Below are 26,254 nucleotides of genomic sequence, written 5' to 3' on the forward strand. Positions count from 1 at the left end.
GGCCCCCGTCCGGGGACGGGGGCCGTCTCACTCGCGGATCTCAGGCCAGCAGGCCCGGGATCGTCGCCTCGTGCGCCTCGCGCAGCTCGGCCAGGGTGAGCGCGAACTCGCCCTGGACGTCGACCGCGTCGCCGTCGACGACACCGATGCGGGTCGCCGGCAGGCCGCGGGCGCCGCACATGTCGGTGAAGCGGAGCTCCTCGCTGCGGGGGACGGCGACGACCGCGCGGCCCGCCGACTCCGAGAAGAGGAACGTGAAGGCGTCCAGGCCCTCGGGGACGATCAGTCGCGCGCCGTTCCCGCCACGGAGGCAGGACTCGACGACCGCCTGGACGAGACCGCCGTCGGACAGGTCGTGCGCCGCGTCGATCATGCCGTCGCGGGAGCCCGAGATCAGGATCTCGCCGAGCAGCTTCTCCCGGTCGAGGTCCACGGCCGGCGGCATGCCGCCGAGGTGCTGGTGGATCACCTCGGACCAGGCCGAACCGCCGAACTCCTCACGCGTGTCGCCCAGCAGGTAGAGGAGCTGGCCCTCTTCCGCGAAGGCGATCGGGGTGCGGCGGTTGACGTCGTCGATCACACCGAGGACGGCCACGACGGGCGTCGGGTGGATGGCGACCTCACCGGTCTGGTTGTACAGCGAGACGTTGCCGCCGGTGACCGGGGTGCCCAGCTGGAAGCAGCCGTCCGCGAGGCCACGGGTGGCCTCGGCGAACTGCCACATGACGGCCGGGTCCTCGGGCGAACCGAAGTTCAGGCAGTCCGAGATGGCCAGCGGCTTGGCGCCGGAGGCGGCGACGTTGCGGTACGCCTCCGCCAGCGCGAGCTGCGCGCCGGTGTACGGGTCGAGCTTGGCGTACCGGCCGTTGCCGTCGGTCGCCATGGCCACGCCGAGGTTGGTCTCCTCGTCGATGCGGACCATGCCCGCGTCCTCGGGCTGCGCCAGGACCGTGTTGCCCTGCACGAACCGGTCGTACTGGTCCGTGATCCAGGACTTCGAGGCCTGGTTCGGCGAGGAGACGAGCTTCAGGACCTGGTCCTTCAGCTCCGCGCCGGACTGCGGCCGGGGCAGCTTGCCGGCGTCGTCGGCCTGGAGCGCGTCCTGCCACTCCGGGCGGGCGTACGGCCGGTGGTAGGTCGGGCCCTCGTGGGCGACGGAGCGCGGCGGCACGTCGACGATCTGCTCGCCGTGCCAGAAGATCTCCAGCCGCTCGCCCTCGGTGACCTCACCGATGACGACCGCGATGACGTCCCACTTCTCGCAGATCTCCAGGAAGCGGTCGACGTGCTGCGGCTCGACGATCGCGCACATGCGCTCCTGCGACTCGCTCATGAGGATCTCCTCAGGAGAGAGCGTGGCGTCGCGCAGGTGGACCTTCTCCAGGTCGACCCGCATGCCGCCGGAACCGGCCGAGGCCAGCTCGGAGGTGGCGCAGGAGAGACCGGCGCCGCCGAGGTCCTGGATGCCCGCGACGAGCTTCTCCTGGAAGATCTCCAGGGTGCACTCGATGAGGAGCTTCTCCTGGAACGGGTCGCCGACCTGGACGGCGGGGCGCTTGGTCGGCTTGGTGTCGTCGAAGGTCTCGGACGCGAGGACCGAGACGCCGCCGATGCCGTCGCCGCCCGTGCGGGCGCCGTAGAGGATGACCTTGTTGCCGGGGCCGGAGGCCTTGGCGAGGTGGATGTCCTCGTGCTTCATCACGCCGATGCAGCCGGCGTTGACCAGCGGGTTGCCCTGGTAGCAGGAGTCGAAGACGACCTCGCCGCCGATGTTGGGCAGGCCCAGGCAGTTGCCGTAGCCGCCGATGCCGGCGACGACACCGGGCAGCACGCGCTTGGTGTCGGGGTGGTCGGCCGCGCCGAAGCGCAGCGGGTCGACGACCGCGACCGGGCGGGCGCCCATGGCGAGGATGTCGCGGACGATGCCGCCCACGCCGGTGGCCGCGCCCTGGTAGGGCTCGATGTACGAGGGGTGGTTGTGCGACTCGACCTTGAAGGTGACCGCGTACCCCTGGCCCACGTCGACGACGCCGGCGTTCTCGCCGATGCCGACGAGCATGGCGTCGTTCTCGGGGGTCTTCTCGCCGAACTGCTTCAGGTGGACCTTGCTGCTCTTGTAGGAGCAGTGCTCGGACCACATGACCGAGTACATGGCGAGCTCGGCGCCGGTGGGACGGCGGCCGAGGATCTCGCGGATGCGCGCGTACTCGTCCTCCTTGAGGCCGAGCTCCTTCCAGGGCTGCTCGCTGTCCGGCGTCTCGCTCGCGTGCTTGACGGTGTCGAGGCTCATCAGGCGTTGACCAGCTTCTTGAGGATCGAGGTGAAGAAACCGAGACCGTCCGTCTTGCCGGTGCCGATCAGCGGTTCGACGGCGTGCTCGGGGTGCGGCATGAGGCCGACCACGTTGCCCGCGGCGTTGGTGATGCCCGCGATGTCGCGGAGCGAGCCGTTGGGGTTCACGTCCAGGTAGCGGAAGGCCACCCGCCCCTCGGCCTCCAGCTCGTCGAGCGTGCGCTCGTCGGCGACGTACCGGCCGTCCATGTTCTTGAGCGGGACCTCGATCTCCTGGCCCTGGACGTAGTCCGAGGTCCAGGCGGTCTCCGCGTTCTCCACCCGCAGCTTCTGGTCGCGGCAGATGAAGTGGAGGTGGTTGTTGCGGAGCATCGCGCCCGGCAGCAGATGGGCCTCGGTGAGGATCTGGAAGCCGTTGCAGATGCCGAGGACGGGCATGCCCGCCTTGGCCTGCTCGATGATGGTCTCCATCACCGGCGAGAAGCGGGAGATGGCGCCTGCCCGCAGGTAGTCGCCGTAGGAGAAGCCGCCGGCGAGGACGACCGCGTCGACCTGCTTGAGGTCCTTGTCGCGGTGCCACAGGGAGACCGGCTCGGCGCCCGCGAGGCGGGCGGCACGCAGCGCGTCCTGGTCGTCGAGCGTGCCGGGGAAGGTGACGACGCCGATGCGAGCGGTCACGACTCGACCTTCACGACGAAGTCTTCGATCACGGTGTTGGCGAGGAAGGTTTCGGCCATCTCATGGATGCGGGCGAGGGCGGCGTCGTCGACCGGTCCCTCCACCTCCAGCTCGAAGCGCTTCCCCTGACGGACGTCGGCGATTCCGGCGAACCCGAGGCGGGGCAGTGCACGCTGCACCGCCTGTCCCTGCGGGTCGAGGATCTCCGGCTTGAGCATGACGTCGACTACGACGCGTGCCACTGGCACTCCCGGTGGTGTGTTGCGTGGGCGGTTCCCTCAGCGTACCTGCCTCCAAATTCTACGCGGGTAGAGATCTGAAGGATCCTACAAATGCCCAGGCCGGAAGCCACCCCCGACGGTGATCCACTCCAAACGCCCCCTACACCCCGCCGCACATGAAATGCGAGTGAAATATCGCGCCGTGCATTGCCCGGGACACGCTGAGACAATTGACAGGGCTTCACAATGCGATGCCCGTCGCTGTACAAAGGATTCCAGGGAAGAACGGCATTGTCCCTGGGCAGCCAGAGGCCTGGTGTCACCGCACGTCAGAGGCGTACCCAAAGCCCCTGACAGGTGACGGGCCACAGGAAAGGACCGATATCCGTGGTGCAGCGAGTGGTGGTCACCCTCTCCGACGACATCGACGGCGGAGAAGCGGCGGAAACGGTCGCGTTCGGTCTCGACGGGAAGATGTACGAGATCGACCTGAATGCTGCCAATGCAAAGAAACTCCGCAAGGCCCTCGCGCCCTACCTCGCGGCGGGGCGGAAGCAGACGGGCAAGGCGGCCGCCGGTGTGACCGGAGCCACCACCGCGTACACGCACACCGCCCTCGCCCCCGACCCCGCGGCGGTCCGCGCCTGGGCCCAGTCCAACAAGATGGACGTGCCGGCCCGGGGCCGCATCCCCAAGCGGGTCTACGAGGCCTTCCGCGCGGCGAGCTGACGGCGGCGCCCGAGCCCCGCGGGACACGGGCGACCGACGGCGCCGGACGACACCGGGCGGAACGGATTTGCGTTCCACCCCCGATGATCCGCTAGAGTCTGGAACACGCCGAGGGGCGAGGCCGAAAAGCCAAGTCCCCAAGCAGCGTGCGGGTGTAGTTCAGTAGTAGAACATCCCCCTTCCAGGGGGAAGGCGCAGTGTGCGATCCCTGTCACCCGCTCTGCATCACGGTTACCGACCACTCCGGTGGATCAGGTAGAGTGGTGCTCGCACCGCCCGGTGAAAGCCGGTCGGGAGAAATGCGGACGTGGCTCAGTTGGTAGAGCATCACCTTGCCAAGGTGAGGGTCGCGAGTTCGAATCTCGTCGTCCGCTCAGGGTTGAAGGCCCCGGTTCATCGAACCGGGGCCTTCGTCGTTTTCCCTTCCTCGGTTCCCCTCCCCTTCCTCTCCTCCTCCCCCGCCTTCATGACATTTGTCAGTCCGGGTGATGACAGCGCGCACTGCCCTCCCCTCTCCACCGACGGCAGGCTGGGGCCATGACAGCTGAAGCCCTGACACCGGCCATCGAGGCGACCGACCTGAGCCGCACCTACGACGGCGGGTTCGAGGCGGTACGCGGGATCTCCCTCTCCGTGCCCCGGGGCGAGATCTTCGCGCTCCTCGGCACCAACGGCGCGGGCAAGACCTCCACCGTCGAGCTCCTGGAGGGCCTCGCCGCCCCGACCGGCGGCACCGCCCGCGTCCTCGGCCACGACCCGTACCGGGAGCGCTCCGCCGTCCGCCCGCGCATCGGCGTGATGCTCCAGGAGGGCGGCTTCCCCTCCGACCTCACCGTGGCCGAGACCGTACGCATGTGGGCCGGCTGCACCAGCGGTGCCCGCCCCGCCGGCGAGGCCCTCGGCGCGGTCGGCCTCACCGGCCGCGAGAAGGTGCGGATCAAGCAGCTGTCCGGCGGCGAGCGCCGCCGCCTCGACCTCGCGCTCGCCCTCCTCGGCCGGCCCGAGGTCCTCTTCCTCGACGAGCCCACCACCGGCCTCGACGCCGAGGGCCGCCGCGACACCTGGGAACTCGTCCGCGCGCTGCGCGCCCAGGGCACCACCGTCCTCCTCACCACGCACTACCTGGAGGAGGCCGAGACGCTCGCCGACCGGCTCGCGATCATGCACAAGGGCCGGATCGTGCTCTCCGGCACGCCCGCCGAGGTCACCGCCGCCCAGCCCGCCCGGATCCGCTTCTCGCTCCCCGCCGGAGTGCCCGCCGCCCGGCTGCCGCTCGGACTGAGGGCCGCCGAGGACGGAGGCCGGATCGAGATCCGTACCCACGCCCTCCAGGACGACCTCACCGCACTCCTCGGCTGGGCCCGCGACCACGGCGTCCGGCTCGACGGGCTCGACGCCCGCTCCGCCTCCCTCGAAGAGGCCTTCCTCGACATCGCCTCCCGCACGGAGGCCACCCCGGCCGGCCAGAAGGAGACCGTGACCCGATGAGTACGCCCACCACCACCGGAACCCCCGCCGCGACCGGCGCCGGCCGCCCCTCCACCACCCTCACCCGGCTCGCCGCCCTCGGCCGGGCCGAACTCACCCTCCTCGGCCGCAACCGCAACAACCTCTTCATCGCGGCCGCCATGCCGCTGCTGATGATCTTCCTGCTGCGGTCCTCCCTCAAGGGGATCGACGAGGCCACCCTCGGCATCTCCCTCTCCGCCGCCACCCTCGTCGGCGGCACCGGCATGGTCCTGCTGCTCGTCGTCTACATGAGCCTCACCTCCAGCCTCGTCGCCCGCCGCGAGGAGCTGGTCCTCAAGCGGCTGCGCACCGGCGAGGCCACCGACACCGAGATCCTCGCGGGCGCCGCCCTGCCCGCCAGCGCCATCGCCCTCGCCCAGTGCGCGATCCTCACCGTCGGCGGCTTCACCCTCCTCGGCGCCGACGCCCCCGCCCGCCCCGACCTGCTGGTCCTCGGCCTCGCCGCCGCGATCGTGCTGCTCGCCGGGCTCGCCGCCGTCACCACCACCATCACCCGCACCGTCGAGAGCGCCGGCCTCACCACCCTGCCGCTCTTCCTCGTCTCCTCCTTCGGCTCCGGCCTCTTCGTCCCCCGCGACGCCCTGCCCGGCCTCGCCGCCGACCTCGCCCAGCTCCTCCCGCTGAGCGGCGTCATGGAGTTCGTCCGGGCCGGCTGGCTCGGCACCGCCCATGCGGGCGACCTGCTCACCGCCACGCTCAATACAGTGGCCTGGGGCGTCCTGACGGGGTGGGCGGTCCGCCGCTGGTTCCGCTGGGAGCCCCGGCGCTAGGACGGGACCGGAGGGGAGCGGGACGGATGTCCGCGATGACGGGTTGGTGGTCACGGCGCAGTGTCGCCGGGAAGGTCGAGCTGTACACCCGGTGGACCTTCCACCTCATGGCCCCGGTCGAGCTGATCACGCTCGCCGGCATCCCGCTGAGCCGGGAACAGCGCGACGCGCTCGGCCTGGGCGCCGTGCTCGGCCTCGTCGGGTGGGTCCTGGTCCACGCCGCGTTCTGCGCGGTGGTCGCCTCCCGCGGCCTCGACCACATCACCGGCACCCGGCCCCGGCCCGTCCGGCTCGCCGCCGCCCTCGCCGCCGCCACCGCCCTCGCCGACCTCACCGTCATCGGCCTGTGGTCGGCCGGGGTCCTGCCCGACGCCTCCCTCGTCGCCGCCTTCACCGTCGTCACCTCGCTCTTCGCCACCGGCGCCCTCGTCCTCTGCGTGGACCGCGTGCGGCACATGGCGTACGCGGTCGCCGGCATCGCCACCGCCGCCGCCCTGCCCCTCGTCGTCCTCGGCCACGTCCCGGAGGGGCTCATCACCCTGGCCGCCGTCCTCGTCGGCGGCGGTGCCTACGCCTCCGCCTGCGGCTTCTCCTCCTGGCTGCTCCGCGTCGTCCAGGAGCTGGAGCGCTCCCGCGACCTCCAGGCCCGGCTCGCCGTCGCCGAGGAGCGGCTCCGCTTCGGCCGCGACCTCCACGACGTCATGGGCCGCAACCTGTCGGTGATCGCGCTCAAGAGCGAGCTGGCCGTCCAGCTCGCCCGGCGCGGCCGCCCCGAGAGCGTGGACCAGATGGTCGAGGTCCAGCGGATCGCCCAGGAGTCCCAGCGGGAGGTCCGCGAGGTCGTCCGCGGCTACCGGGAGGCCGATCTGCGGATCGAGCTGGAGGGCGCCCGCGGGGTCCTCGACGCCGCCGGCATCGACTGTGCCGTCGACGCCCCCGCCGTCGAGCTGCCCGCCGCGGTGCAGTCCGCGCTCGGCTGGGTCGTCCGCGAGACCACCACCAACGTGCTGCGGCACGGCGACGCCCGGCACTGCGCGATCACCCTGCGCGCGCGGGACGGGGAGGCCGTGCTGACCGTGGAGAACGACGGCGCGACGGTACGGGACGGGGCCGGCGGCCCCGGCCGGACCGGCTCCGGCCTCGCCGGGCTGCGGGAACGGCTCGGCGCGGTGGACGGCACCCTGGAGGCGGGGCCGGCGGAGCCGCGCTCCTTCCTCGTCACCGCCCGGGTCCCGCTGCCCGGACGGACCGCCCCGCACCCCGCTCACCAGGAGAAGGAGACGGTCGCGTGACCGAGCCCGTACGCGTCCTGCTCGCCGACGACGAGCATCTGATCCGGGGCGCGCTCGCCGCCCTGCTCGCCCTGGAGGACGACCTGATCGTCGTCGCGGAGGCCGCGACCGGCCCCGAGGCGCTCGCCATGGCCCGGGCCCACCGGCCCGACGTCGCCGTCCTCGACCTCCAGATGCCAGGGGCGGACGGTGTGACGGTGGCCACATCGATCCGGGACGAACTCCCCGACTGCCGCACGATGATCGTGACCAGCCACGGCCGCCCCGGCCACCTCAAGCGGGCCCTCGCCGCGGGCGTCCGGGGCTTCGCCCCGAAGACCGTCAGCGCCCAGCGGCTGGCCGAGCTGATCCGTACCGTGCATGCCGGAAACCGTTACGTGGACCCGGAGTTGGCGGCCGACGCGATCGCCGCGGGAGACTCCCCGCTGACCGCCCGCGAGGCCGAGGTGCTCGAACTCGCCGCCGACGGCGCCCCCGTCGCGGAGATCGCCCGGCGGGCCGCGCTCTCCCCCGGGACCGTCCGCAACTACCTCTCCTCCGCCGCCGCCAAGCTCGGTGCGGAGAACCGTCATGCGGCGGTGCGTCTCGCGCGGTCGAAAGGTTGGGTATAGTTAGCAGCGCGCTACGGCGCATGCGGACGTGGCTCAGTTGGTAGAGCATCACCTTGCCAAGGTGAGGGTCGCGAGTTCGAATCTCGTCGTCCGCTCAGAGCGAAGGCCCCGGTTCATCGAACCGGGGCCTTCTTCGTGTGCGCGGTGTACGGCCCGTACGGGACGGGGGAGCGCGCCCCCGCCCCGTACGGGCCGGTCCATCAGAAGCTGTCGGACCAAGACTTCCCGGTCAGCAGCTCGTACGCCTCCAGGTACTTGGCGCGGGTGGCGTCCACGATCTCGGACGGAAGCGCCGGCGGCGGCTGCTCGCTCTTGCGGTCCCAGCCCGAGGCCGGGGAGGTCAGCCAGTTCCGCACGAACTGCTTGTCGTACGAGGGCTGGGCGCGGCCCGGCTGCCACTGGTCGGCCGGCCAGAAGCGGGAGGAGTCCGGGGTCAGCACCTCGTCGGCGAGGACCAGGCTCCCGCCGTCGAAGCCGAACTCGAACTTGGTGTCGGCGAGGATGATGCCCCGCTCACGGGCGATGTCCCGGGCGCGGGAGTAGACGGCGAGGGTGGTCTGACGCAGCAGCGCGGCGGTCTCGGCGCCGACCTGGCGGGCCACCTCCTCGTACGAGACGTTCTCGTCGTGGTCGCCGACGGCGGCCTTGGTCGCCGGGGTGAAGATCGGCGTGGGCAGCTCGGAGCCGTCGGTCAGCCCCTCGGGGAGCGCGAGGCCGCAGACGGTGCGGGACTCGTCGTACTCGACCAGTCCGGAGCCCGTGAGGTAGCCGCGGGCGACGCACTCGACCGGAACCATGTCCAGGGACTTGCAGACGAGGGTGCGGCCCGCCCAGTCGGCGGGGGCGCCCTCCGGCAGCTCGGTGGAGAGGACGTGGTGGGGGACCAGGTCGGAGAGCCGGTCGAACCACCACAGGGAGAGCTGGGTGAGGACGCGGCCCTTGTCCGGGATCTCGGTGGGCAGCACCCAGTCGTACGCGGACATGCGGTCGCTCGCCACCATCACGAGCTCGCCGGCTCCGTTCCGGTAGAGGTCGCGCACCTTGCCCGTGTGCAGGTGGGTGAGGCCCGGGACCTCGACGGGCTCGGGCTTTTCTACGAATCCGGACACGGTTCCTCCGCGTAGGTTGATCCAGGAACGGTCCGATTCTCTCGCATCCGGACCCGGGCCCGCCGACCGGGGCGGCTCGCCCGGTCAGTCCCTCTTACAGATGCGGTCGAGGAGGTTGGCGGTGGCGCGCTGGACGCGGGGGTCGACGTGGCCCGGCCGGTCCAGCGCCGGCGACCAGGCGAAGGTGCCGGAGGCGAAGACCCAGGCCCCCGAGGGCGCCCGGTAGAGGCTGGTCTCCTGGTGGCGCAGCGCCCCGTCGCCGTCCTGGTAGGGCGAGTGCGCGAGCAGGATGCGGCTCTCGTGCTCGGGGAGCGGGGTGCGCGGGAAGTAGCGGTCCGCCTCGCCGGCGACCAGGCCGGGGAGCTCGTCGCCGTCCCCGGCGCCGGTCGCCTCCCAGAGCCAGTGCGTGGCGTTCCGCACGACGAGCGGGTGCGGTTCGGGCACCCGGCCGGCGTACTGGATGCCGAGGAGCTGCTGCTCGGGGCGGTCGACCTCGCGCCAGAGGGCGGGGCGGCCGGGACCGCGGCGCTTGCGGCAGGTGAGCAGCCGGTCCGGCACGCCGGACGGCGACGGCCCCGACTCCACCTGCCAGTACATGGTGTTGGCGGAGAGGAAGACGAGCGAGGTGCCCTGGTCGCGGGCGCGCTCGGCCGCCTTCCGCATCGGCGCCGACCAGTACTCGTCGTGGCCGGGGAAGACCAGGCCCCGGTAGCGGGTGGGGTCGACCCGGCCGGCGTGCAGATCGCGGGTCTCGGCGTAGGCGAGGTCGTAGCCGTACCGCTCCGCCCAGCGGATGAAGTCGTAGGCGTGGCCGACGTGCAGGGGCAGGCCAGCGCCCGCGTACGGCCGGTCGAAGGAGACGGTGATCGCCGCCTCCTGCTCGCCGAGCAGCCGGCCCTCCTCGTCCCAGGCGTGGTAGAGGCTGGCGCCGGTGCGGCCGTCCTCCGGGTAGAGGTTGTACGCCTGCCAGGTGATGTCCGGCAGGACGAGGAGGAGGTCCGCGGGGTGGGAGTCCCGCACCGTGAAGGGGATGTGGGAGCGGTAGCCGTCGGCGGTCGTGAGGACGGCGACGTACGCGCCGATCGACCAGTAGCTCGGGACCTGGAGCCGCCAGGACTGCCACCAGTGGTGGCAGGAGACCGTGCGGTCCGCGGTGAGCGGGGGCGGCTGGACGATCCCGGAGAGCCGCGGACTCGTGGTGATCTTCGCGGCGCCGTCGCCGCCGTAGTGGCCGATCCGGTAGACGTCGACCGAGAACGGCTGGGGCGGGTCCACGGTGATGTGGAAGTCGATCGACTCCCCGGGCGCGACGGCGCCCCCGGAGGCGAACCCCTTGATCTGCCGGCGCACGTCGTCGGCGGTCCTCGGGCCCCCGGCGCCGCCCCGGGCCAGGGTCTCGTCGGCGTACCAGGGCACCAGCTGCCCGGTGCCGTCGAAGTAGTTGTCCGATCCGCGCAGCCAGGGGAGCGGCCCCTGGCCGAAGGGATCGGAGACCGCGTGCGCGAGCGCACCCGACTCCCAGCGCCCGATCTGCTCCGCCCCCATGCCGCGCCCCTCCTTCGACTCCCCCGCCCAGTGCCATGGGCCCCTGCCCACGGGGGTTGCCCCTGTCAGTGCCACTCCCCAGCACATCACATAACGCACGCGGACCGTCACCGTTCGTCGTGAATCGACAAAGGTGGAACACGACCCTCCGGTAGGGAGGGCGGGGTGGGCTCAGAGGAGCCGGACCGGCTTCTCGGGGCGTACGCCCGCGGTGCTCAGCCAGGCCCTCAGGGGAGCCGGGTCGCCCTCCTCCACCAGGGTCAGGACGTGCGGGGTGAGGTCGGTGGCGCGTACGCCGTCCACCAGCAGGGCCGGTCCGTCGAGCCAGTCCAGGCCGGGCGCGGCGCCGGTGGTGTCGACGGCGGCGCAGCAGACCAGCGCGGTCACGTGGTCGGCGAGGAGGTCCCGGCCGGTGCGGGGCGGGAGCAGGGGACAGAGCGGCCAGGGACCGTCCGGTCCGCTGAACCCGGCCGCGCCGGCGCTGACCCGCGCCTCCCGCTCGGCGTCCTCGCGCGCCACCCGGGCGCTCAGCGCGGCGGCGAGCGTGTCGGCGGCGGGGTTCCGGCCCTCGTCCTCCTCCGGCCCGGACGGCTCGTCCTGGAGGAACGGCTCGTCCTGCGCGAGCCACTCGTCCTGCGGGGTCCGCTCGTCCTGCGCGATCCGCTCGCCCTGCGCGATCCGCTCGTTCTGTGGGGCCCGCTCGTTCTGCGCGGACGGCTCGCCGAGTGCCGACGGTTCGCCCAGCGCGGACGGGTCGCCCGACGCGGACGGGTCGCCCGACGCGGACGGGTCGGCCTGTGCGGACGGGTCGCCCGGCGCGGACGGGTCGGCCTGTGCGGGCCGGTCCTTCTGCGGGGTCGTCAGGTGGGCGAGGACACGGGTGAGCGTCGGGGCCTCGGCGGTGTCGGCTGCGTCGGCGTCGGGCCCTGCGGTCGCCGCCAGGCGGTCGAGGACCTCGTGGAGACGGGCCGCGTCCGCGCGCCACTTCCGGTCGACGACCTCCTCCGGATAGCGGCTCCACTCGACCGGCGCCCAGTCCGGGCCGGCTTCGGCGGGGCCGCCGTGGAAGAGGCGGGCGGCGAGCAGCGAGGCGGCCTCGTCCACGGCCCCGGGCTCCTCCAGCAGGTCGCAGGCCGGGCGGTCGCCCAGCCGGGAGGCGAAGCCCTCCGCGAGCCGGTCGCGGCGGGAGAGTTCGGTCAGGGCCGAGACCACGCCCGCGTCGAGTCCGGACGGCCAGCGGCCCATCCGCCAGGCGGGCAGCGCGACCCGGGTGAGGAGCCGGTCCCAGCCCGCGTACGCGAGCCCCACCTGCTCCTGGGCGACGATCCGCGTCCCCTGGTCCACGGTCTGGGCCCGCTCGGACCCGGCGGCGGCGACCCCGCGCTCCATCTCGGCGGCGTGCGTGCCGCAGGCCCTCAGCAGCAGCCGGGCGACCTGCCCGACGCCCCGGGCGCCGAGCCGGCGCAGCGGGCCGAGGCCCGGGCCGTCCGGGACGGCGACGGCCGCGTCGAGCCCGCGCACGAAACGGCGGGCGGCCGCTATGTCGGGGTCCGCGGCCGGGCCGGTGCCGGCGACGACCGGGGCGAGGACCGCCCGCAGCTCGCCGACGCGCATCCACCACAGGAACGGGGAGCCTATGACGAGCACGGGTGCGCCGGACACGCCCGCCCGCCCGTGCGCCCGGTGCGACCGGTCCTCCAGCCAGCTGTCGCAGTCCGGGGTCAGGGCTATCGCGGCGGGCGCGGGCACGTCGAGCCGGTCGGCGAGGTCCCGCACGAGGCGGTGGAGGTCGGGGGCGGCGGTCTCGGTGAGCTCCACCGTCGGCGTCACGGCCGGGCGGGCGCGGGCGACGACGAGGGCGACGGCCGCGGCGGAGAGGAGGACGAGGAGCGCGAGGACGGTCATGATCCAGCGGGCCGTGGTCCACCCCGTACCCGTGAAGTGGTCGGTGACCTCGCCCGCGTAGAGCACGACGGCGACGGCGGCGGGGAGGATGGCGGCGCCGAGCGCCCTTCCCCGGACGCGGAGGACGGCGAGGGCGCGGGAGCGTGCGGCCCGCACGCCCCACTCCTCGCCGAGGCCGCTGTCGCTGCCGCCGTTTCCGAAGCCGCTGCCGGACACGCCGTACCTCACCCCCTCTCCCCGTCCTGGACGGGACTACCCGTGGTGGTGTTGCTCACTCCCCCACTGTGGCACCCGTCACCGACATCGCAATGCCGGTGGGCCAAGTGCCGGAACGCCTGCGCCGCACCCTAGTTGGGGCTTCGGCGGGCGTCATCCAGATGGCCGAGCCGTCACTCGATCGAATGGCTTTGGGTAAAGGTGGTGCCGGTGGCGCGGCCGTGCGCTTGACTTCACGGCCGCGCCCGCGCTCCCGTCCGGGTCAGCCCTGGGCGGCCTTGAGCGCGATGTCCGTACGGTGCTGCGAACCGTCAAGGCGGATGCGGCCGACTGCCGCGTAGGCGCGCTCGCGGGCCTGGGCCAGGTCCGAACCGGTGGCGGTGACCGACAGGACCCGTCCGCCGGCGCTCACGACCGCCTCGCCGTCCCGCCTGGTGCCCGCGTGGAGCACGTACGCGTACGGCGCGTCCTGCTCCGCGATCTCGGCGAGGCCCTCGATGGGGTCGCCGGTGCGCGGGGTCTCCGGGTAGTTGTGCGAGGCGACGACCACGGTGACGGCGGCCTCGTCGCGCCAGGCCAGCGGGGCCTGGTCGGCGAGGGTGCCGTTGGCGGAGTGCAGCAGCACGCCCGCGAGCGGGGTCTTCAGGCGGGCGAGGACGACCTGCGTCTCGGGGTCGCCGAAGCGGGCGTTGAACTCGATGACCCGCACGCCGCGGCCGGTGATCGCCAGACCCGCGTAGAGCAGGCCGGAGAAGGGGGTGCCGCGGCGGCGCAGCTCGTCGACGGTCGGCTGGAGGACGGTCTCCATGACCTCGTCGACCAGCTTCGGGTCGGCCCACGGCAGCGGCGAGTAGGCGCCCATGCCGCCGGTGTTGGGGCCCTCGTCGCCGTCGAGCGCGCGCTTGAAGTCCTGCGCGGGCTGGAGCGGGAGGACGGTGGTGCCGTCGCAGATCGCGAAGAGGGAGACCTCGGGGCCGTCCAGGTACTCCTCGATGACCACGCGGTCGCAGGCGAGCGCGTGGGCGCGGGCCGCCTCGACGTCCTCGGTGACGACGACGCCCTTGCCGGCCGCGAGACCGTCGTCCTTGACGACGTACGGCGCGCCGAAGGCGTCGAGGGCCTCGTCGATCTCGGCGGGGGTCGTGCAGACGTAGCTGCGGGCGGTCGGCACGCCGGCGCCGGCCATGACGTCCTTGGCGAACGCCTTGGAGCCCTCCAGCTGCGCCGCCTCGCGGGAGGGGCCGAAGACGGGGATGCCGACGGCGCGGACGGCGTCGGCGACACCCGCGACGAGCGGGGCCTCCGGGCCGACGACGACCAGGTCGGCACCGAGCTCGGTGGCGAGCGCGGCGACCGCGCCGCCGTCCAGCTGGTCGACGGGATGCAGCTCGGCGACCTCGGCGATTCCGGCGTTGCCGGGCGCGCAGTGCAGAGCGGTGACGTCGGGATCGAGGGAGAGAGAGCGGCACAGGGCGTGTTCGCGGGCGCCGCCGCCGATGACGAGGACCTTCACGCCAGCCAGGGTAGCCCGCTGGCCGGGAAGGTCCTTGTGCGGGCCACCGAGCGAGACGGCCCTAGTCGTTCGTGTATTCCTCCACAACGGTGGCGCCGAGCTCGCGCACGATGAGCTCGTGCCCGGAGAGCGCCGACTCCACGAGGTCCGGATCGTCCTCCTCCGGCACGTCGTCCTCGGGCGCCACGGGCTGCGGCTGCGGGGGCCGCTGCTGTACGGGGGCGGGCGCCGGCGCGGGCGCCGCCGCCTGGGGGACGGACGGGGCGGCCTGCGTGGGTGCGGGGCCCGCCATCGACATGGGCGCGGTCGCGGGGGCGGACGGGGCCTGGGGCCTGCCGCCACCGAAGCCGCCACCGCCGAAGCCACCGCCTCCGCCACCGCCGAAGCCACCGCCTCCGCCGCCCGAGAAGCTTCCCGGGTTCCCGGCTCCGGGCGGGGGCGCGGAGCCGCCCGACGGGTCGACGATCGCCTCGACCTTCCAGTGCACGTTGAACTGCTCGGCGAGCGCGGCCTTGAGGACCTCCTCGCTGCCGCTGCTCGCGAAGTTGTCCCGCGCGCCGGCGTTGAGGAAGCCGAGCTGGAGGGTCGTGCCGTCGAAGCCGGCCACCTGCGCGTTCTGACTCAGCAGGATCCAGGTGAAGCGGCGCCGGTTCTTGACCGCTTCGAGGATGGACGGCCACATGTTCCGCACCTGGGCGGCGCCGGCCGCCATGTCCCCGGTGGGAGCGGACGCGGCGGCCTGCGACGGTGCCGGCGCCTGCGCCTGCGCCTGTACGGGAGCGGGGGCGGCCGCGGCGGCGCTCTGGCCCCCGGCGGTCGGCCACCCGCCGGGACGCGCGGCCCCGGGCCAGGCACCGGGCCGCGAGGCCTCGGACGCGGGCTGCGCCTGCTGCTGTTGCGCCGGTGCGGGTGCGGGTGCGGCAGAGGCCGGGGGCGGAGTCGGAGCCTGGGCCGGAGTCGCGGGCAGGGGCGGCGGGGCGATCGGCGTATGGGCGTCGGGCCCGGGGACGTACCCCATCGGCGGCCCGGCGGGCGGGGCCGGCGTGAAGACGGCGGCGGCGGGCGGCGCGGCGGCGACCCCGCGCTCCAGCCGGTCGAGACGGGCGAGCAGCGACCGCTCGTCGTCGAAGGCGGCGGGCAGCAGCACGCGCGCGCAGATCAGCTCCAGCTGGAGCCGCGGCGAGGTGGCGCCGCGCATCTCGGTCAGCCCCTCGTTGACGAGGTCGGCGGCGCGGCTCAGCTCGGCGGCTCCGAACACGGACGCCTGCGCCTGCATCCGCTCCACGACGTCCTGGGGAGCGTCGATGAGTCCCTTCTCCGCGGCGTCGGGCACGGCGGCCAGGATCACCAGGTCCCGCAGCCGCTCCAGCAGGTCGGCGACGAAGCGCCGGGGGTCGTTCCCACCCTCGATGACCCGGTCGACGACCTCGAAGGCGGCGGCACCGTCGCCCGAGGCGAAGGCGTCCACGACGGAGTCGAGCAGCGAACCGTCCGTATAACCGAGGAGCGAGGTCGCCATGGTGTACGTCACACCCTCCTCGCCGGCACCGGCGAGGAGCTGGTCCATCACGGACATCGAGTCACGCACGGACCCGGCACCGGCCCGCACGACGAGCGGCAGCACCCCGTCGTCGACGGGGATCCCCTCCTGCCCGCACACCTGGCCGAGGTACTCCCGGAGCGTCCCGGGGGGCACGAGCCGGAAGGGATAGTGGTGGGTCCGCGACCGGATGGTCCCGATGACCTTCTCGGGCTCGGTCGTGGCGAAGATGAACTTGAGGTGCTCCGGCGGCTCCTCGACCACCTTCAGCAGGGCGTTGAAACCCGCCGAGGTGACCATGTGGGCCTCGTCGATGATGTAGATCTTGTACCGGCTGGAAGCGGGCCCGAAGAACGCCTTCTCCCGCAGGTCACGAGCGTCGTCGACACCACCGTGCGAGGCCGCGTCGATCTCGATGACGTCGATGGACCCGGGTCCGTTGCGCGCGAGGTCCTGGCAGGACTGGCACGCACCGCACGGCGTGGGCGTCGGCCCCTGCTCGCAGTTCAGGCAGCGGGCCAGGATCCGCGCGCTGGTCGTCTTGCCGCATCCACGGGGCCCGCTGAACAGGTACGCGTGATTGACCCGGTTGTTCCGCAGGGCCTGCTGCAACGGGTCGGTGACATGCTCCTGCCCGATGACCTCGGCGAAGGACTCGGGGCGGTAGCGGCGGTACAGCGCGAGAGACGACACGTATACGAGGTTATAGGCGCCCACCGACAACCCGGGAAAACCCACCGGACACGGGAACGCAAGCGCCCCCCACGCACCCGCCAGAGCCAACCTACCCTTGCTGCCTTCCGGCCCTGGGGGAGTTCAGTCAGATAGCGCCGCGTGAGGGGCTCCGCCCAGCCTACCCGATCCGAACCCCCACTCCAGCCCCTCCCCCTCCCGCACCTTCCCTCCCCCCTCCTCCCGCCTCCCTCTCCCCCTCCTCCCCCTCCCCCTCGTGGATCACGTTCGCGAGCACCCTCCGCGGTCATGTAATGTTCTCCACGGAGGATTCGCCTAGAGGCCTAGGGCGCACGCTTGGAAAGCGTGTTGGGGGCAACCCCTCACGAGTTCGAATCTCGTATCCTCCGCCAGCCCGAAGGGCCGGACCGCGAAAGCGGCCCGGCCCTTCGGCGTTTCTCCGGCGTTTCTCCGACGTTCTCCGGCGACGCTCCGCCTACGCCCCGGCGACCACCCGTGGCTCCGGTGGCTGCTGTTGGCTTCCGGTGGCGCCCGTCACACGGGGCAGGGCCGCTACTCCAGGCTCAGCTCACGGTCGACGGCGTAGCTGGTGCGCATGGAGGCGTCTACTACCTGCTGCTGTCAGGTGCCGTACTTGGCGTAGAGCCGGTCGGCGGTGGGCCCGAGGGGGTTCCCGTACCCCGAGGGGGTTCCCGTACTTGGCCTGGTTGCGCATGGCGACCAGCTCGCGGGCGATCCCCTCGTCCGTCGCGCCGGCCTCCCGCACGGCGGCCTCCGTACTCCGCATGTCCTCCAGCAGCCCGCGGTACCGCATCCGGACCCGCTGGGCCTCCACCTTCCCGTCCATCGGCATCACCCGGATCCGGCACACCACCGGGTCGGCGCTCGGACAGGGACCGTCGGCCGAGACGGGCCGCTCCAGCGGCGCGGTGATCACGGAGCCGCACGCCTCCACCGCCGAGAAGGGCGAGGGCGAGGACGGCGGCGAGGGGGACGAGGGTGCGACGGAGAGTGACGGCGCTGAGGTCGATACGCATGGGTGCGTCCTTGGGCCCGCGTCGAATCACTTCACGCGGGCGTACCGACGATCACCCCTAAGGGTCGCCCCGCCTCCACCGCTCACACCATTCCGCCCCTGACCTGCGCTTTCACCGGAAGAGCCACCCTGGAAACCGGCCACGCATGGCCAAGGACAGCCCGCCGAAGAAATTCTTTGCCGACGTTCCGTTCACCGGATCGGGCGGTGAACTGAACGGAGTTACGTTCCTGCGCCATCTACCCCGTAGCGGACCGGATACGTTCTGTGACGACCAGTCGGCTCTTTAATCAACCAGGGGCGTTTCATGGCCAAGTTGAGGAAGTCATTCACGGCGGTAGCCGTCGCAGGACTGTTCTTCGGTGGAGCGGGGGTGGCGGTGGCGGATTCGTGGCACGGACTGAAGATGCGCTCGACCGGCGTCTTCTTCAAGGGCGACTACAAGTGGGAGCCCAAGTTCGTGCACCACGGCGGGTTCCATGTCGACGGAAACCTGAAGGACGCCGACCCCGACGACGGACACAACGTATACCTGCGCGCGAAGGTCGAGGCCTACGACTGGACCCGGGTCAAGGGCGTCCAGAAGAAGACGGTCCACATCGACCACGTGTTCTTCGACGGCGCGATGCTCGAGACCAACCAGGCGAAGATCCAGGCCTGTCGGGACCGAGGATCGCTCCGGCCGGACAACTGCTCGAAGCTCCGGGAGTTCCTCCGCTGACCTCGACCGCCCAGGGGAGCCGCGCTCAGCGGCTCCCCTTTTTCAGGGAGTCCCAGCATCATGGACGTCATCCTCCGCGCCGAGAGCGTGGACTTCTTCTACGGAGAACAGCAGGCGGTCAGCGGGGCCGAATTCTCGCTCGCGCGCGGCGAAGTGGCAGCGATCATGGGCAGCAGCGGCTCCGGCAAGTCCTCGCTGTTGTACTGCCTGGCCGGTGTCCTGCCACCGGCGAGCGGCACGGTGACCTTCGACGGGGTAGCTCTGTCGTCGCTTCCCGATGCCGAACTGAGCGCCTTACGCCGGGAGCGCATCGGATTCGTCTTCCAGTACGGAGAGTTGCTCGACGAACTGACCGTGGAGGAGAACGCCGCACTGCCCCTGCGTCTGGCAGGAGTCGCGAAGGACCGGGCCCATGCCGCGGCCGCACGGGTGCTCGGCCGGCTGGGCATGGGCGACCTTCTCCGCCGCCGGGCGTCGAAGCTGTCGGGAGGACAGCGCCAGCGCATCGCCGTCGCGCGGGCGCTTGTCCACCAGCCGGACGTGGTCTTCGCCGACGAGCCGACCGGAGCTCTCGACAGCGCCAACGCCCATGCCGTACTGAAGGAGTTCCTGCATCTCGCGAAGGAACTCGACACCGCGGTGGTGATCGTCACGCATGACCCGAATGTGGCCGCGCACGCCGACACCCAGTACGTGATGGTGGACGGTGTCCTGGCCCAGCGGGTGACGGTGTGAGCCCCTTCCTTCTCGGACTGCGCCTGTTATGGGGCAGCGGGCGCAGGGGGCGTGTGCGCTTCCTGCTGATGGCCCTCGGATCCGGCCTGGGGGTGGCCTGCCTCGCGGCGGTGCTCACCATTCCCACGATCCTCGCTTCACACGACGCCCGTGCCTCCGCCCGGCATCCGGTCCTCGCGGAGCACAGCAACGTGGCCTATCAGAAGTTCCTCGATCCGTATGGGTCGAGGCCCTTCCGAAGGGTCTTCCTCGCCCGCACGGGTCCGGGCCCGGCCCCTCTCCCGCCAGGGGTCACGGCGTTCCCCGGTCCCGGCGAGGCCGTCGTCTCACCGGCGCTCCGTGACGTTCTCACGGCGAATCCCGGTGTCTCGGGCCTCGTTCCCGGCCGGGTGACGGGCACCATCGGGGCGGAAGGCCTCGGCGGCCCGGACGAGCTCTACGCCTACGTCGGCACCACCCGCGACAAGCTGACCGCCCCGCACGCGTTCGACGGCTTCGGGGACGGACGGCTCCACGACGAGGTCGTCGACGGGGAGACGCTGGACATCCTCCGGTTCACCCTCGGGTGCATCGTCCTCCTCCCCCTCGTGGTCTTCCTCTCCGTCTGTGCGCGCCTCTCCGGGGAGTCCCGCGCACGGCGGCTGGCGGCGCTCCGGTTGGTAGGTCTCAGCATCAAAGACACCGTGCGGGTCAACGCCGGGGAGAACGTCGCGGCGGCGTTCCTCGGGGCGGTGCTCGGACTCGTCGGATACCTCGGGGTCAACGAAGCCATGGCACGGGTCGGGCTCCCCGGGCTCCAGTGGTACCCGGCGGACGGGCGGCCCGAGTGGTCCACGGTGGCGGTGTGCCTGGTCGGGTGTCCGGCGCTGGCCTGGGCCGTCGGGCTGTTCGGGGCCCGGAGGGCCGCGCTCTCACCGATCGCGGTGCGCCGGACGGCGGAGCGTCGGCCGCCGCGGAAATGGGGGACGTTGCTGCTGGTTCCGGGGATGGGGGTGATCGGCGGCTACTGCGCGATGAGCGTCCTGGGGAGGGACCCGTCCGGCGGATCCGCCAGCTCCACTCTCGTTCCCGGCGCCGTACTGCTGACCGGTGCGGGGCTCGTCCTCGGGCTGCCGCCCGTCACCTCGTGGCTCGCGCGGCGGACCGCCGCCGTCTCCAGGTCGCTGCCGCTGACGCTGGCGATGCGGCGTACGGAGGTGGATCCGGGGTCCTCGCTGCGGGTGGTCACCGGGCTCGTGCTGCTGGTGTTCGGCGCCTCGCTCACACAGGGCGTGCTCATCGAGCTGGACCAGGTGAGCCGACGCACGGCACCACTGCAGGAGTACCAGATCCGTCTGAACGAGCTCAGCGCCGGCCAGCGCCAGGCCCTGGAACGACTGCCGGACGTGCGGGCCCACTTGACCTCGTACAGCTCGTGGAGCCCGCCCGGCGAACCTGCCGGCATCGGGCTCGACCTGGTCGTGGCCACCTGCGAGCAGGTGGCCACGGCCTCGATCTCGTTGCGGGGATGTACGGATGGCAAGGTCATGAGGCTCAGCGGCCCCGTCCCTCCGTCCGAGTACGACCCGCAGCCCGGAGACCGCTTCCCCTTCGCCCTCCGGGACGGACGGAAGGTCGTCTTCGCCGTACCGGAGGCCGGCGCGGAGATCCGGACGTATCAGCCCTCCGCGCTCCGGCCCGACACCCTGCTCGTGCCGCCCTCGATGGCGCCGGTGGGGCTGGCTGCGGGGGCGGGGAGTCTGACCTTGGTGTCGGGGGCCGACGCGGGGACAGTGCGGGCGGTGCTCGATGGGATCGGAGGTGTCGCGCCTACCGCGGAGGTGGATGCGGTGGGGATCGCCGTCGACGCGCTGGCGCAGTTGGCCGTCATCCGGAGCCTGTTGGTGGTGGGGATGGTGCTGGGGCTTGTGGTGGGGGTGGCTGCGTTTGTGGTTTCCGTGGCCGATCGGGCTTTGGAGCGGCGGGGGCAGGTGGCGGCGCTGGGGTTGCTGGGGGCTCGGGCGGGGACCTTGCGGGGGGTGCAGGTGGTGCAGGTGCTGGTGCCGTTGGGGGTGGGGTTGGGCGGGGCCGTGGTGACGGGGTGGCTGGCCGAAGCCAGTTATCTGATCACCGGGGGCGGGGCCGTGCACTGGGACTGGGAGGGGTTGCCGGTGCTGGTGGGGAGTGCGGTGGGGGTGCTGGTGGTGGCGGGGGTCGCTTCCGTGCCGATGGTGCGGCGGCATGTGGATCCGGAGCACATCCGGCGGGATTGAGGCGATGAGTTTCGGGGGGCGCGGGGGTCTTGGATGGTGCGTATCCGTTTCCGATCGTTCCGGAGGTCACCGTGTCCACCACCCCCGCCCCCGCCCCCGCCCCCAAGGGTCCCGCCAGCTACTTCCCGTCCATCGAGAAGAAGTACGGGCGGCCCGTGGCCGAGTGGTTCGAGGTCATCCGATCCTCGCCGCTCGACCGGCACATGGAGCTCGTCGCCTGGCTGAAGAGCGAGCACGGGCTCGGGCACGGGCACGCCAACGCGCTGGTGGCGGCGGTCCGGGCCGAGGACGGGAAGTAGTCGGCCGGGTTCCGCCGGTCGCGGGTATCAGGCGAACTGGCCGGGGACGTAGTCGCCGGCCGGCTGCTGGGTCATGGCGTTGATGCGGTTGAAGGCGTTGATGATCGCGATGAGGGAGACCAGGGCGGCGAGCTGCTCCTCGTCGTAGTGCTTGGCCGCGTTCTCCCAGGCCGCGTCGGTGACGCCGGTGTGGTGGTCGGCGAGGCGGGTGCCCTGCTCGGCGAGTTCGAGGGCCGCCCGCTCGGCCTCCGTGTAGACCTTGGCCTCGCGCCAGACGGCGACCATGTGCAGGCGGAGGGGGGTCTCGCCGGCCGCGGTGGCGTCCTTGGTGTGCATGTCGAGGCAGAAGCCGCAGCCGTTGATCTGGCTCGCGCGGATCTTCACCAGTTCCTGGGTGCTGTGCGGGAGCACGGCGTCCGGGATCGCGAAGCCGGCCGAGGCGAGGTGCTTGACGACCTTGCCGGCGATGGGGCTGGCGAAGAGGTTGAGGCGGGCGTCCATGGGTTCCTCCGTGGGCTTTCGTTCGCGGCCTTCGTCGTGGCCTTCGTCGTGGGCTTTCATTGGGTTGACGGAGGACGGGGGGTAGATGTGACAGGGGTGGATGTGAGCTACGTCACTCGGAAGTTCGTGCGTGAGGGGGTCGTCCTGTCGCTGCGCGACTGGGGCGGCGACGGGCTCGGCGTCCTGCTGCTGCACGGGCTCGCCGGGCACTGCGGGGAGTGGGACGGGCTCGCCCGGTCGCTGCGCCGGGACGGGTACCGGGTGCTCGCGCTCGACCAGCGGGGGCACGGGGCGAGCGAGCGGACGCCGGCCGACGTCTCCCGGCGGGCGTACGTCGACGATGCGCTCGCGGTCGTCGAGGAGTTCGGGGGCGGGGAGCGGGCCTTCGTTCTCGTCGGGCAGTCCTACGGCGGGCACGCCGCGCTGCTCGCCGCCGCCCGTCGGCATCCCCGGATCGCCGGGGCCGTACTGGTCGAGGCCGGGCCCGCCGGGTCCACGCCCGAGGACGTGGCGCACGTCGCGGAGTGGCTGCGGGGGCTGCCGGTGCCGTTCGCGAGTCGCGGGGCGGCCGTCTCGTACTTCGGCGGCGGTGCCGTCGGGAAGGGATGGGCGTCGGGGTTCGAGGAGCGGGACGGGGGGTGGTGGCCGCGGTTCGACGCGACGGTGCTGGCCGCCTCCCTCGACGAGAACGCCGTCCGCTCCTGGTGGGAGGAGTGGGACGCCGTCGACGTACCGCTGCTCGCGGTCCTCGGACAGCACGGGATCATCGACGCGGAGCAGTGGGACGGGATGGCGCGGCGGCAGCCGGGGCTGCGCGGCGTCTGTCTGCCGGGGGCCGGGCACGACGCGCACCTGGAGCGGCCCGAGCAGGTGTACGGGGTGGTGGGGGCGTTTCTCCGGGAGGCCGGCGGCGGCGGGCGCGTGTAGCCGCCGCGGGGGCGGGGCGGGGGGCGGGGCGTTCGGGTCCTTTCAGGTCCTTTCGGGGTCTGTCGGGGGCGGTCGGGGGCGTTCACGGGTCGGGAACTTCGTTCGGCCTCCGGGGCTTGCGTTGGAGTCCGCTCCAACCCCTAGGGTGCGGCGCATGCGCTATCGGGTACTCGGCGGGACCGGGATCGAAGTAAGCACCTACTGCCTCGGCACCATGATGTTCGGGTCGGTCGGCAACCCCGACCACCAGGACGCCGTACGGATCATCCACTCCGCCCTCGACCGGGGGATCAACTTCGTCGACACCGCCGACATGTACTCGGCGGGCGAGTCCGAGGAGATCGTCGGGAAGGCGCTGCGCGACCCGCGCCGCCGGGACGAGACCGTGCTCGCGACCAAGGTGTACTTCCCGGTCGGCGGGGACGGGCCCGCGCGGGGCGGGCTGTCGCGGCGGTGGATCGTCCGGGCCGTGGAGGCCAGCCTGGCGCGGCTCGGGACCGACCGGATCGATCTGTACCAGGTGCACCGGCCCGACCACCGGACCGACATCGAGGAGACCCTGGACGTCCTCGGCGACCTCGTCTCCCAGGGAAAGATCCGGGCCTTCGGCTGCTCGACCTTCCCCGCCCATCGGATCGTCGAGGCGCACGCGGTCGCCGAGCGGCGCGGGCTGCGGCGGTTCCGGACCGAACAGCCGCCGTACTCGCTGCTCGCGCGCGGAGTGGAGACCGCGGTGCTGCCGGTGGCGCAGCAGTACGGGATGGGCGTGCTGACGTGGGCTCCGCTCGCCTCCGGGTACCTCTCGGGGGCGTACCGGAAGGGGCGCGGCGTCGACATGACGCGCGGGCGGGCGGCGATCACCCCGCAGCGCTTCGACCCCGCCCTCTCCCAGAACGCGGCGAAGCTCGACATCGTCGAGGAACTCGCCCTGCTCGCCGAGGAGATCGGCTGCTCGCTGCCCGAGCTCGCGGTCGCCTTCGCCGCCGCGCATCCCGCCGTCACCTCGGTAATCCTCGGGCCGCGGACGATGGAGCAGCTGGACGGGCTCCTGAAGGGCGCGGCGCTCGTGCTCGACGACGCGGTGCTCGACCGTATCGACGCGATCGTGCCGCCGGGGACCGACGTCTACCGCGCCGACGGCGTCTGGCGCCCGCCGTCCCTCACCGAACCGTCGCTGCGGCGACGGCCGTTGGACGAGCGGGCGGCCGCGGAGGCCTGAGGGGGCGGGTGGGGAGATCTGAGGGGGCGGGCGAGGTCTGACGGGCCAGGACCTGATGGGCGGCGTCTGGCTGGCGGGGTGGCGTCTGGCTGACGGAAGCGGGCCTGACTGACAGGGCGGCGCCTGGCTGACGGGGTGGGCCTGCCTGACGGCGTGGGCGCGTGCCGTCCCGGTGGGGCCGTCTAGTGCCGGTCCAGGCCCGGTACGCCCAGGTCCGAGAGGCCGTCGAGGACGAGGTCCACGCCGACCGCGGCGAGCAGCAATCCGAGGAGCCGGCCGAGGAGTTCGATGGTGGCGTGGTGGGTGCGGCGCAGGACCCGGGCGAGCAGCAGGACGCAGACGAGGTCGAGCGCGATGACCGCCATGTAGGCGCCGACGACGGTCGAGCGCCAGCCGACCGAGTCGCGGGCGGCCCCCTCGATGAGCAGGGCGGTCATGGCGAGCGGGCTGACGACGTACGGCATGAGGAGTTCGCGGACGCCGCTGAGGGTGTCGGGCGCGTCCTCGTGCGGCCCGTCGGAGCCGAGGTGCATGCCGAGGACGAGCCCGACGGCGTAGAGGAAGAAGATGACGCCGCCCGCGAGCTGGAGCGCGGGGGTGCTGATGTGGAAGAGGTCGAGCAGCCACGGCGCCGTGCTGCCGGTGACGATGCCGACCAGGACCGCCGTGCCGGACGAGAGCAGGGCGATGGTGCGGAGCTGCCCGGCCGGGTGGACCTGGCCCAGGCCGGCGAAGGCGAGGAGCACCTTCGGCGGCCCGATGACGGAGAAGAACGTGATGAACGCGGCGGAGAAGGTGAAGGGGTTCACAGCGGACATCATGGGGCGGTCGGGTGATTCGGGATGGATTTCCTGAATCGGCCCGCGCGGTGTCGAGATCCACGGGCCGGTTCCGACCCACCTTCGAGAGAGGTTCACTCGACACGCGATGTACGGAGGACACCATGAAGTACCTGGTGATGGTGCAGGGCTCGCACGCCGACTACGAGGCGATGTCCGGGCGCGGCTCGGCGCAGAGCCCGGCCTGGGACAAGGAGTCCCTGACGGTGATGTTCGACTTCATGACCACGCTCAACAAGGAGCTGCTCGAAAGCGGGGAGATGCTCGACGGGCAGGGCCTGGCCGACCCGGGCGAGACCCGGCACGTCTCGCTGGACGCCGAAGGCCGCCCGGTGGTGACGGACGGCCCGTACGCCGAGACCAAGGAGGTCCTCGCCGGCTACTGGGTCCTGGAGTGCGAGAGCCTGGAGCGGGTGACGGAGATCGCCGCCCGGGTGGCCGGCTGTCCGCAGCCGGCCGGCGCCCCCGACTACCCCGTCGTCATCCGCCGCATCGACGAGGCGGGCCCGGCACAGGACTGAAGCGGCCGGGTCGGCCGAACTCGCTGAACTCGCTGAACTCGCCGGGGGCGGCTGAAGCGGCCGGGGTCGGCTGAACCCCTCGGGGGGGGTGGCCGGAGGCGTCGGGGGTGGTGGGGCGGCCGGGCGGCGGGCCGGGGGGAATGGTCGGGGTGGGTGTCATCCTTGGAACTCGACGGATCCCCGCGGTGGGGGTCGGACTGCCCCCTGGGGTATCTGCTGGAGGAGTGGCTGTGGAACTCGATCTCGCGGGCGCGGAGCTCAAGGCCGTGCTGAACCGGCTGCGCCGGGCGCAGGGCCAGATCTCGGGCGTGATCCGGATGATCGAGGAAGGGCGCGACTGCGAGGAGGTCGTGACGCAGCTGGCGGCCGCTTCGCGGGCACTGGACCGGGCCGGGTTCGCGATCATCGCGACGGGGCTCCAGCAGTGCCTGACCGAGATGGAGAACGGGAAGCGGGACGGCGAGGACCCGGACAAGATGCGGGCCCGGCTGGAGAAGCTGTTCCTGTCGCTGGCCTGAGCCTCCGACGCAGTAGAGCGCGCCCCCGGCGGAAGGTCCTTC

At 72.4% G+C, this 26,254-nt stretch carries 24 protein-coding genes, 4 tRNA genes and 1 other RNA gene; 17 read left to right on the plus strand and 12 right to left on the minus strand.

Annotation, left to right across the window (positions count from 1 at the left end; all coding sequences use genetic code 11):
• Positions 1–40: 40 nt before the first annotated feature.
• From purL to purS, 3 genes are read right to left on the minus strand one after another with little or no spacing between them, the layout of a single operon-like run.
• Positions 41–2,290 (minus strand): phosphoribosylformylglycinamidine synthase subunit PurL, encoded by a 2,250-nt coding sequence (gene purL / locus ACFQ8C_RS18010; protein WP_383458176.1) that lies wholly within the window; start codon positions 2,288–2,290, stop codon positions 41–43.
• Positions 2,290–2,970 (minus strand): phosphoribosylformylglycinamidine synthase subunit PurQ, encoded by a 681-nt coding sequence (gene purQ, locus ACFQ8C_RS18015; protein ID WP_360797885.1) that lies wholly within the window; start codon positions 2,968–2,970, stop codon positions 2,290–2,292. Before purQ ends, purL begins: the two co-directional genes overlap by 1 nt.
• Positions 2,967–3,212, minus strand: a complete 246-nt coding sequence (gene purS, locus ACFQ8C_RS18020; protein ID WP_015035032.1) for a phosphoribosylformylglycinamidine synthase subunit PurS — start codon at positions 3,210–3,212, stop codon at positions 2,967–2,969. Before purS ends, purQ begins: the two co-directional genes overlap by 4 nt.
• Positions 3,213–3,578: 366 nt before the next feature.
• On the opposite strand from purS, the gene ACFQ8C_RS18025 reads away from it, so the two are divergent.
• From ACFQ8C_RS18025 to ACFQ8C_RS18060, 8 genes are all read left to right on the plus strand, one after another.
• Positions 3,579–3,920, plus strand: coding sequence for an Lsr2 family protein (locus ACFQ8C_RS18025; RefSeq protein WP_383458180.1), 342 nt, complete (start codon positions 3,579–3,581; stop codon positions 3,918–3,920).
• Between the two features lie 148 nt (positions 3,921–4,068).
• Positions 4,069–4,140 (plus strand) — tRNA-Gly (locus ACFQ8C_RS18030).
• A gap of 81 nt (positions 4,141–4,221) precedes the next feature.
• Positions 4,222–4,294 (plus strand) — tRNA-Gly (locus ACFQ8C_RS18035).
• A 163-nt stretch (positions 4,295–4,457) separates the two neighbouring features.
• Complete coding sequence (locus ACFQ8C_RS18040) at positions 4,458–5,408, plus strand: ABC transporter ATP-binding protein (protein WP_383458182.1); 951 nt, start codon at positions 4,458–4,460, stop codon at positions 5,406–5,408.
• Positions 5,405–6,220 (plus strand): ABC transporter permease, encoded by an 816-nt coding sequence (locus tag ACFQ8C_RS18045; RefSeq protein WP_383458184.1) that lies wholly within the window; start codon positions 5,405–5,407, stop codon positions 6,218–6,220. The genes ACFQ8C_RS18040 and ACFQ8C_RS18045 overlap by 4 nt, the downstream gene beginning before the upstream one ends.
• A 26-nt stretch (positions 6,221–6,246) precedes the next feature.
• On the plus strand, positions 6,247–7,512 hold the full coding sequence (locus tag ACFQ8C_RS18050) for a sensor histidine kinase (protein ID WP_383458187.1): 1,266 nt from the start codon (positions 6,247–6,249) through the stop codon (positions 7,510–7,512).
• Positions 7,509–8,123: a response regulator transcription factor gene (locus tag ACFQ8C_RS18055; protein ID WP_351852383.1), complete on the plus strand. Its 615-nt coding sequence runs from the start codon at positions 7,509–7,511 to the stop codon at positions 8,121–8,123. Before ACFQ8C_RS18050 ends, ACFQ8C_RS18055 begins: the two co-directional genes overlap by 4 nt.
• Before the next feature lie 22 nt (positions 8,124–8,145).
• Positions 8,146–8,218: transfer RNA gene (locus tag ACFQ8C_RS18060), tRNA-Gly, on the plus strand.
• Positions 8,219–8,323: 105 nt separating this feature from the next.
• On the opposite strand, the gene ACFQ8C_RS18065 is transcribed toward ACFQ8C_RS18060, so the two are convergent.
• The 6 genes from ACFQ8C_RS18065 to ffs all read right to left on the minus strand — a co-directional run bounded on the left by ACFQ8C_RS18065 (position 8,324) and on the right by ffs (position 16,798).
• Entirely contained in the window at positions 8,324–9,232 is a 909-nt protein-coding gene (locus ACFQ8C_RS18065; RefSeq protein ID WP_383458191.1) for a phosphoribosylaminoimidazolesuccinocarboxamide synthase, read from the minus strand.
• 84 nt (positions 9,233–9,316) lie between these two features.
• Positions 9,317–10,777, minus strand: a complete 1,461-nt coding sequence (locus ACFQ8C_RS18070; protein WP_383458193.1) for a N,N-dimethylformamidase beta subunit family domain-containing protein — start codon at positions 10,775–10,777, stop codon at positions 9,317–9,319.
• 171 nt (positions 10,778–10,948) lie between these two features.
• Positions 10,949–12,910 carry a hypothetical protein gene (locus ACFQ8C_RS18075; RefSeq protein WP_383458196.1) on the minus strand — a complete coding sequence of 654 codons (1,962 nt, stop codon included), beginning with the start codon at positions 12,908–12,910 and terminating at the stop codon, positions 10,949–10,951.
• A 250-nt stretch (positions 12,911–13,160) separates the two neighbouring features.
• The gene (gene purD, locus ACFQ8C_RS18080; protein ID WP_383458198.1) at positions 13,161–14,411 is read right to left on the minus strand and encodes a phosphoribosylamine--glycine ligase; all 1,251 of its coding nucleotides are present in this window, start codon (positions 14,409–14,411) and stop codon (positions 13,161–13,163) included.
• A gap of 61 nt (positions 14,412–14,472) precedes the next feature.
• The gene (locus ACFQ8C_RS18085) at positions 14,473–16,644 is read right to left on the minus strand and encodes a DNA polymerase III subunit gamma and tau (RefSeq protein WP_383458201.1); all 2,172 of its coding nucleotides are present in this window, start codon (positions 16,642–16,644) and stop codon (positions 14,473–14,475) included.
• Between the two features lie 55 nt (positions 16,645–16,699).
• An RNA gene (gene ffs / locus ACFQ8C_RS18090) (signal recognition particle sRNA small type) lies at positions 16,700–16,798 on the minus strand.
• A gap of 150 nt (positions 16,799–16,948) precedes the next feature.
• Here ffs and ACFQ8C_RS18095 point away from each other — a divergent pair.
• Positions 16,949–17,036, plus strand: a tRNA-Ser gene (locus tag ACFQ8C_RS18095).
• A gap of 176 nt (positions 17,037–17,212) precedes the next feature.
• Here the strand turns inward: ACFQ8C_RS18095 and ACFQ8C_RS18100 are convergent.
• Positions 17,213–17,581, minus strand: coding sequence for a hypothetical protein (locus ACFQ8C_RS18100; RefSeq protein ID WP_383458203.1), 369 nt, complete (start codon positions 17,579–17,581; stop codon positions 17,213–17,215).
• Positions 17,582–18,059: 478 nt separating this feature from the next.
• Here ACFQ8C_RS18100 and ACFQ8C_RS18105 point away from each other — a divergent pair, with 478 nt between their 5' ends.
• From ACFQ8C_RS18105 to ACFQ8C_RS18120, 4 genes are all read left to right on the plus strand, one after another.
• On the plus strand, positions 18,060–18,401 hold the full coding sequence (locus ACFQ8C_RS18105) for a hypothetical protein (protein WP_383458206.1): 342 nt from the start codon (positions 18,060–18,062) through the stop codon (positions 18,399–18,401).
• 60 nt (positions 18,402–18,461) lie between these two features.
• A complete protein-coding gene (locus ACFQ8C_RS18110; protein ID WP_383458210.1) occupies positions 18,462–19,136 on the plus strand; it encodes an ABC transporter ATP-binding protein in 675 nt (224 codons plus the stop codon).
• Entirely contained in the window at positions 19,133–21,388 is a 2,256-nt protein-coding gene (locus ACFQ8C_RS18115) for an FtsX-like permease family protein (RefSeq protein ID WP_383458212.1), read from the plus strand. Before ACFQ8C_RS18110 ends, ACFQ8C_RS18115 begins: the two co-directional genes overlap by 4 nt.
• Positions 21,389–21,459: 71 nt before the next feature.
• Complete coding sequence (locus ACFQ8C_RS18120) at positions 21,460–21,687, plus strand: DUF4287 domain-containing protein (RefSeq protein ID WP_383458214.1); 228 nt, start codon at positions 21,460–21,462, stop codon at positions 21,685–21,687.
• A 27-nt stretch (positions 21,688–21,714) separates the two neighbouring features.
• Here ACFQ8C_RS18120 and ACFQ8C_RS18125 read toward each other — a convergent pair whose 3' ends face one another.
• A complete protein-coding gene (locus ACFQ8C_RS18125; RefSeq protein ID WP_383458217.1) occupies positions 21,715–22,188 on the minus strand; it encodes a carboxymuconolactone decarboxylase family protein in 474 nt (157 codons plus the stop codon).
• A 102-nt stretch (positions 22,189–22,290) separates the two neighbouring features.
• Between ACFQ8C_RS18125 and ACFQ8C_RS18130 the strand changes: the two genes are divergently transcribed.
• Together ACFQ8C_RS18130 and ACFQ8C_RS18135 are read left to right on the plus strand one after the other, a co-directional pair.
• Positions 22,291–23,115, plus strand: coding sequence for an alpha/beta fold hydrolase (locus ACFQ8C_RS18130; RefSeq protein WP_383458220.1), 825 nt, complete (start codon positions 22,291–22,293; stop codon positions 23,113–23,115).
• Positions 23,116–23,269: 154 nt separating this feature from the next.
• Positions 23,270–24,334: an aldo/keto reductase gene (locus tag ACFQ8C_RS18135; protein WP_383458223.1), complete on the plus strand. Its 1,065-nt coding sequence runs from the start codon at positions 23,270–23,272 to the stop codon at positions 24,332–24,334.
• A gap of 182 nt (positions 24,335–24,516) precedes the next feature.
• Here the strand turns inward: ACFQ8C_RS18135 and ACFQ8C_RS18140 are convergent, their stop codons facing one another.
• Positions 24,517–25,143, minus strand: coding sequence for a MarC family protein (locus ACFQ8C_RS18140; protein WP_383458225.1), 627 nt, complete (start codon positions 25,141–25,143; stop codon positions 24,517–24,519).
• 134 nt (positions 25,144–25,277) lie between these two features.
• Here ACFQ8C_RS18140 and ACFQ8C_RS18145 point away from each other — a divergent pair, with 134 nt between their 5' ends.
• Complete coding sequence (locus ACFQ8C_RS18145; protein ID WP_383458228.1) at positions 25,278–25,694, plus strand: YciI family protein; 417 nt, start codon at positions 25,278–25,280, stop codon at positions 25,692–25,694.
• 230 nt (positions 25,695–25,924) lie between these two features.
• The gene (locus ACFQ8C_RS18150; RefSeq protein ID WP_043224790.1) at positions 25,925–26,212 is read left to right on the plus strand and encodes a metal-sensitive transcriptional regulator; all 288 of its coding nucleotides are present in this window, start codon (positions 25,925–25,927) and stop codon (positions 26,210–26,212) included.
• Positions 26,213–26,254: the final 42 nt, after the last annotated feature.

The sequence above is a fragment of the Streptomyces sp. NPDC056503 genome (genome assembly GCF_042794995.1).
Lineage (GTDB): Bacteria > Actinomycetota > Actinomycetes > Streptomycetales > Streptomycetaceae > Streptomyces.

Coding starts and splice junctions, on each gene's coding strand:
- ACFQ8C_RS18125 (WP_383458217.1), bottom strand. CDS start 22,188: ATGGACGCCCGCCTCAACCTCTTCGCCAGCCCCATCGCCGGCAAGGTC.
- ACFQ8C_RS18045 (WP_383458184.1), top strand. CDS start 5,405: ATGAGTACGCCCACCACCACCGGAACCCCCGCCGCGACCGGCGCCGGC.
- ACFQ8C_RS18050 (WP_383458187.1), top strand. CDS start 6,247: ATGTCCGCGATGACGGGTTGGTGGTCACGGCGCAGTGTCGCCGGGAAG.
- ACFQ8C_RS18040 (WP_383458182.1), top strand. CDS start 4,458: ATGACAGCTGAAGCCCTGACACCGGCCATCGAGGCGACCGACCTGAGC.
- ACFQ8C_RS18070 (WP_383458193.1), bottom strand. CDS start 10,777: ATGGGGGCGGAGCAGATCGGGCGCTGGGAGTCGGGTGCGCTCGCGCAC.
- ACFQ8C_RS18135 (WP_383458223.1), top strand. CDS start 23,270: ATGCGCTATCGGGTACTCGGCGGGACCGGGATCGAAGTAAGCACCTAC.
- ACFQ8C_RS18145 (WP_383458228.1), top strand. CDS start 25,278: ATGAAGTACCTGGTGATGGTGCAGGGCTCGCACGCCGACTACGAGGCG.
- ACFQ8C_RS18110 (WP_383458210.1), top strand. CDS start 18,462: ATGGACGTCATCCTCCGCGCCGAGAGCGTGGACTTCTTCTACGGAGAA.
- purL (WP_383458176.1), bottom strand. CDS start 2,290: ATGAGCCTCGACACCGTCAAGCACGCGAGCGAGACGCCGGACAGCGAG.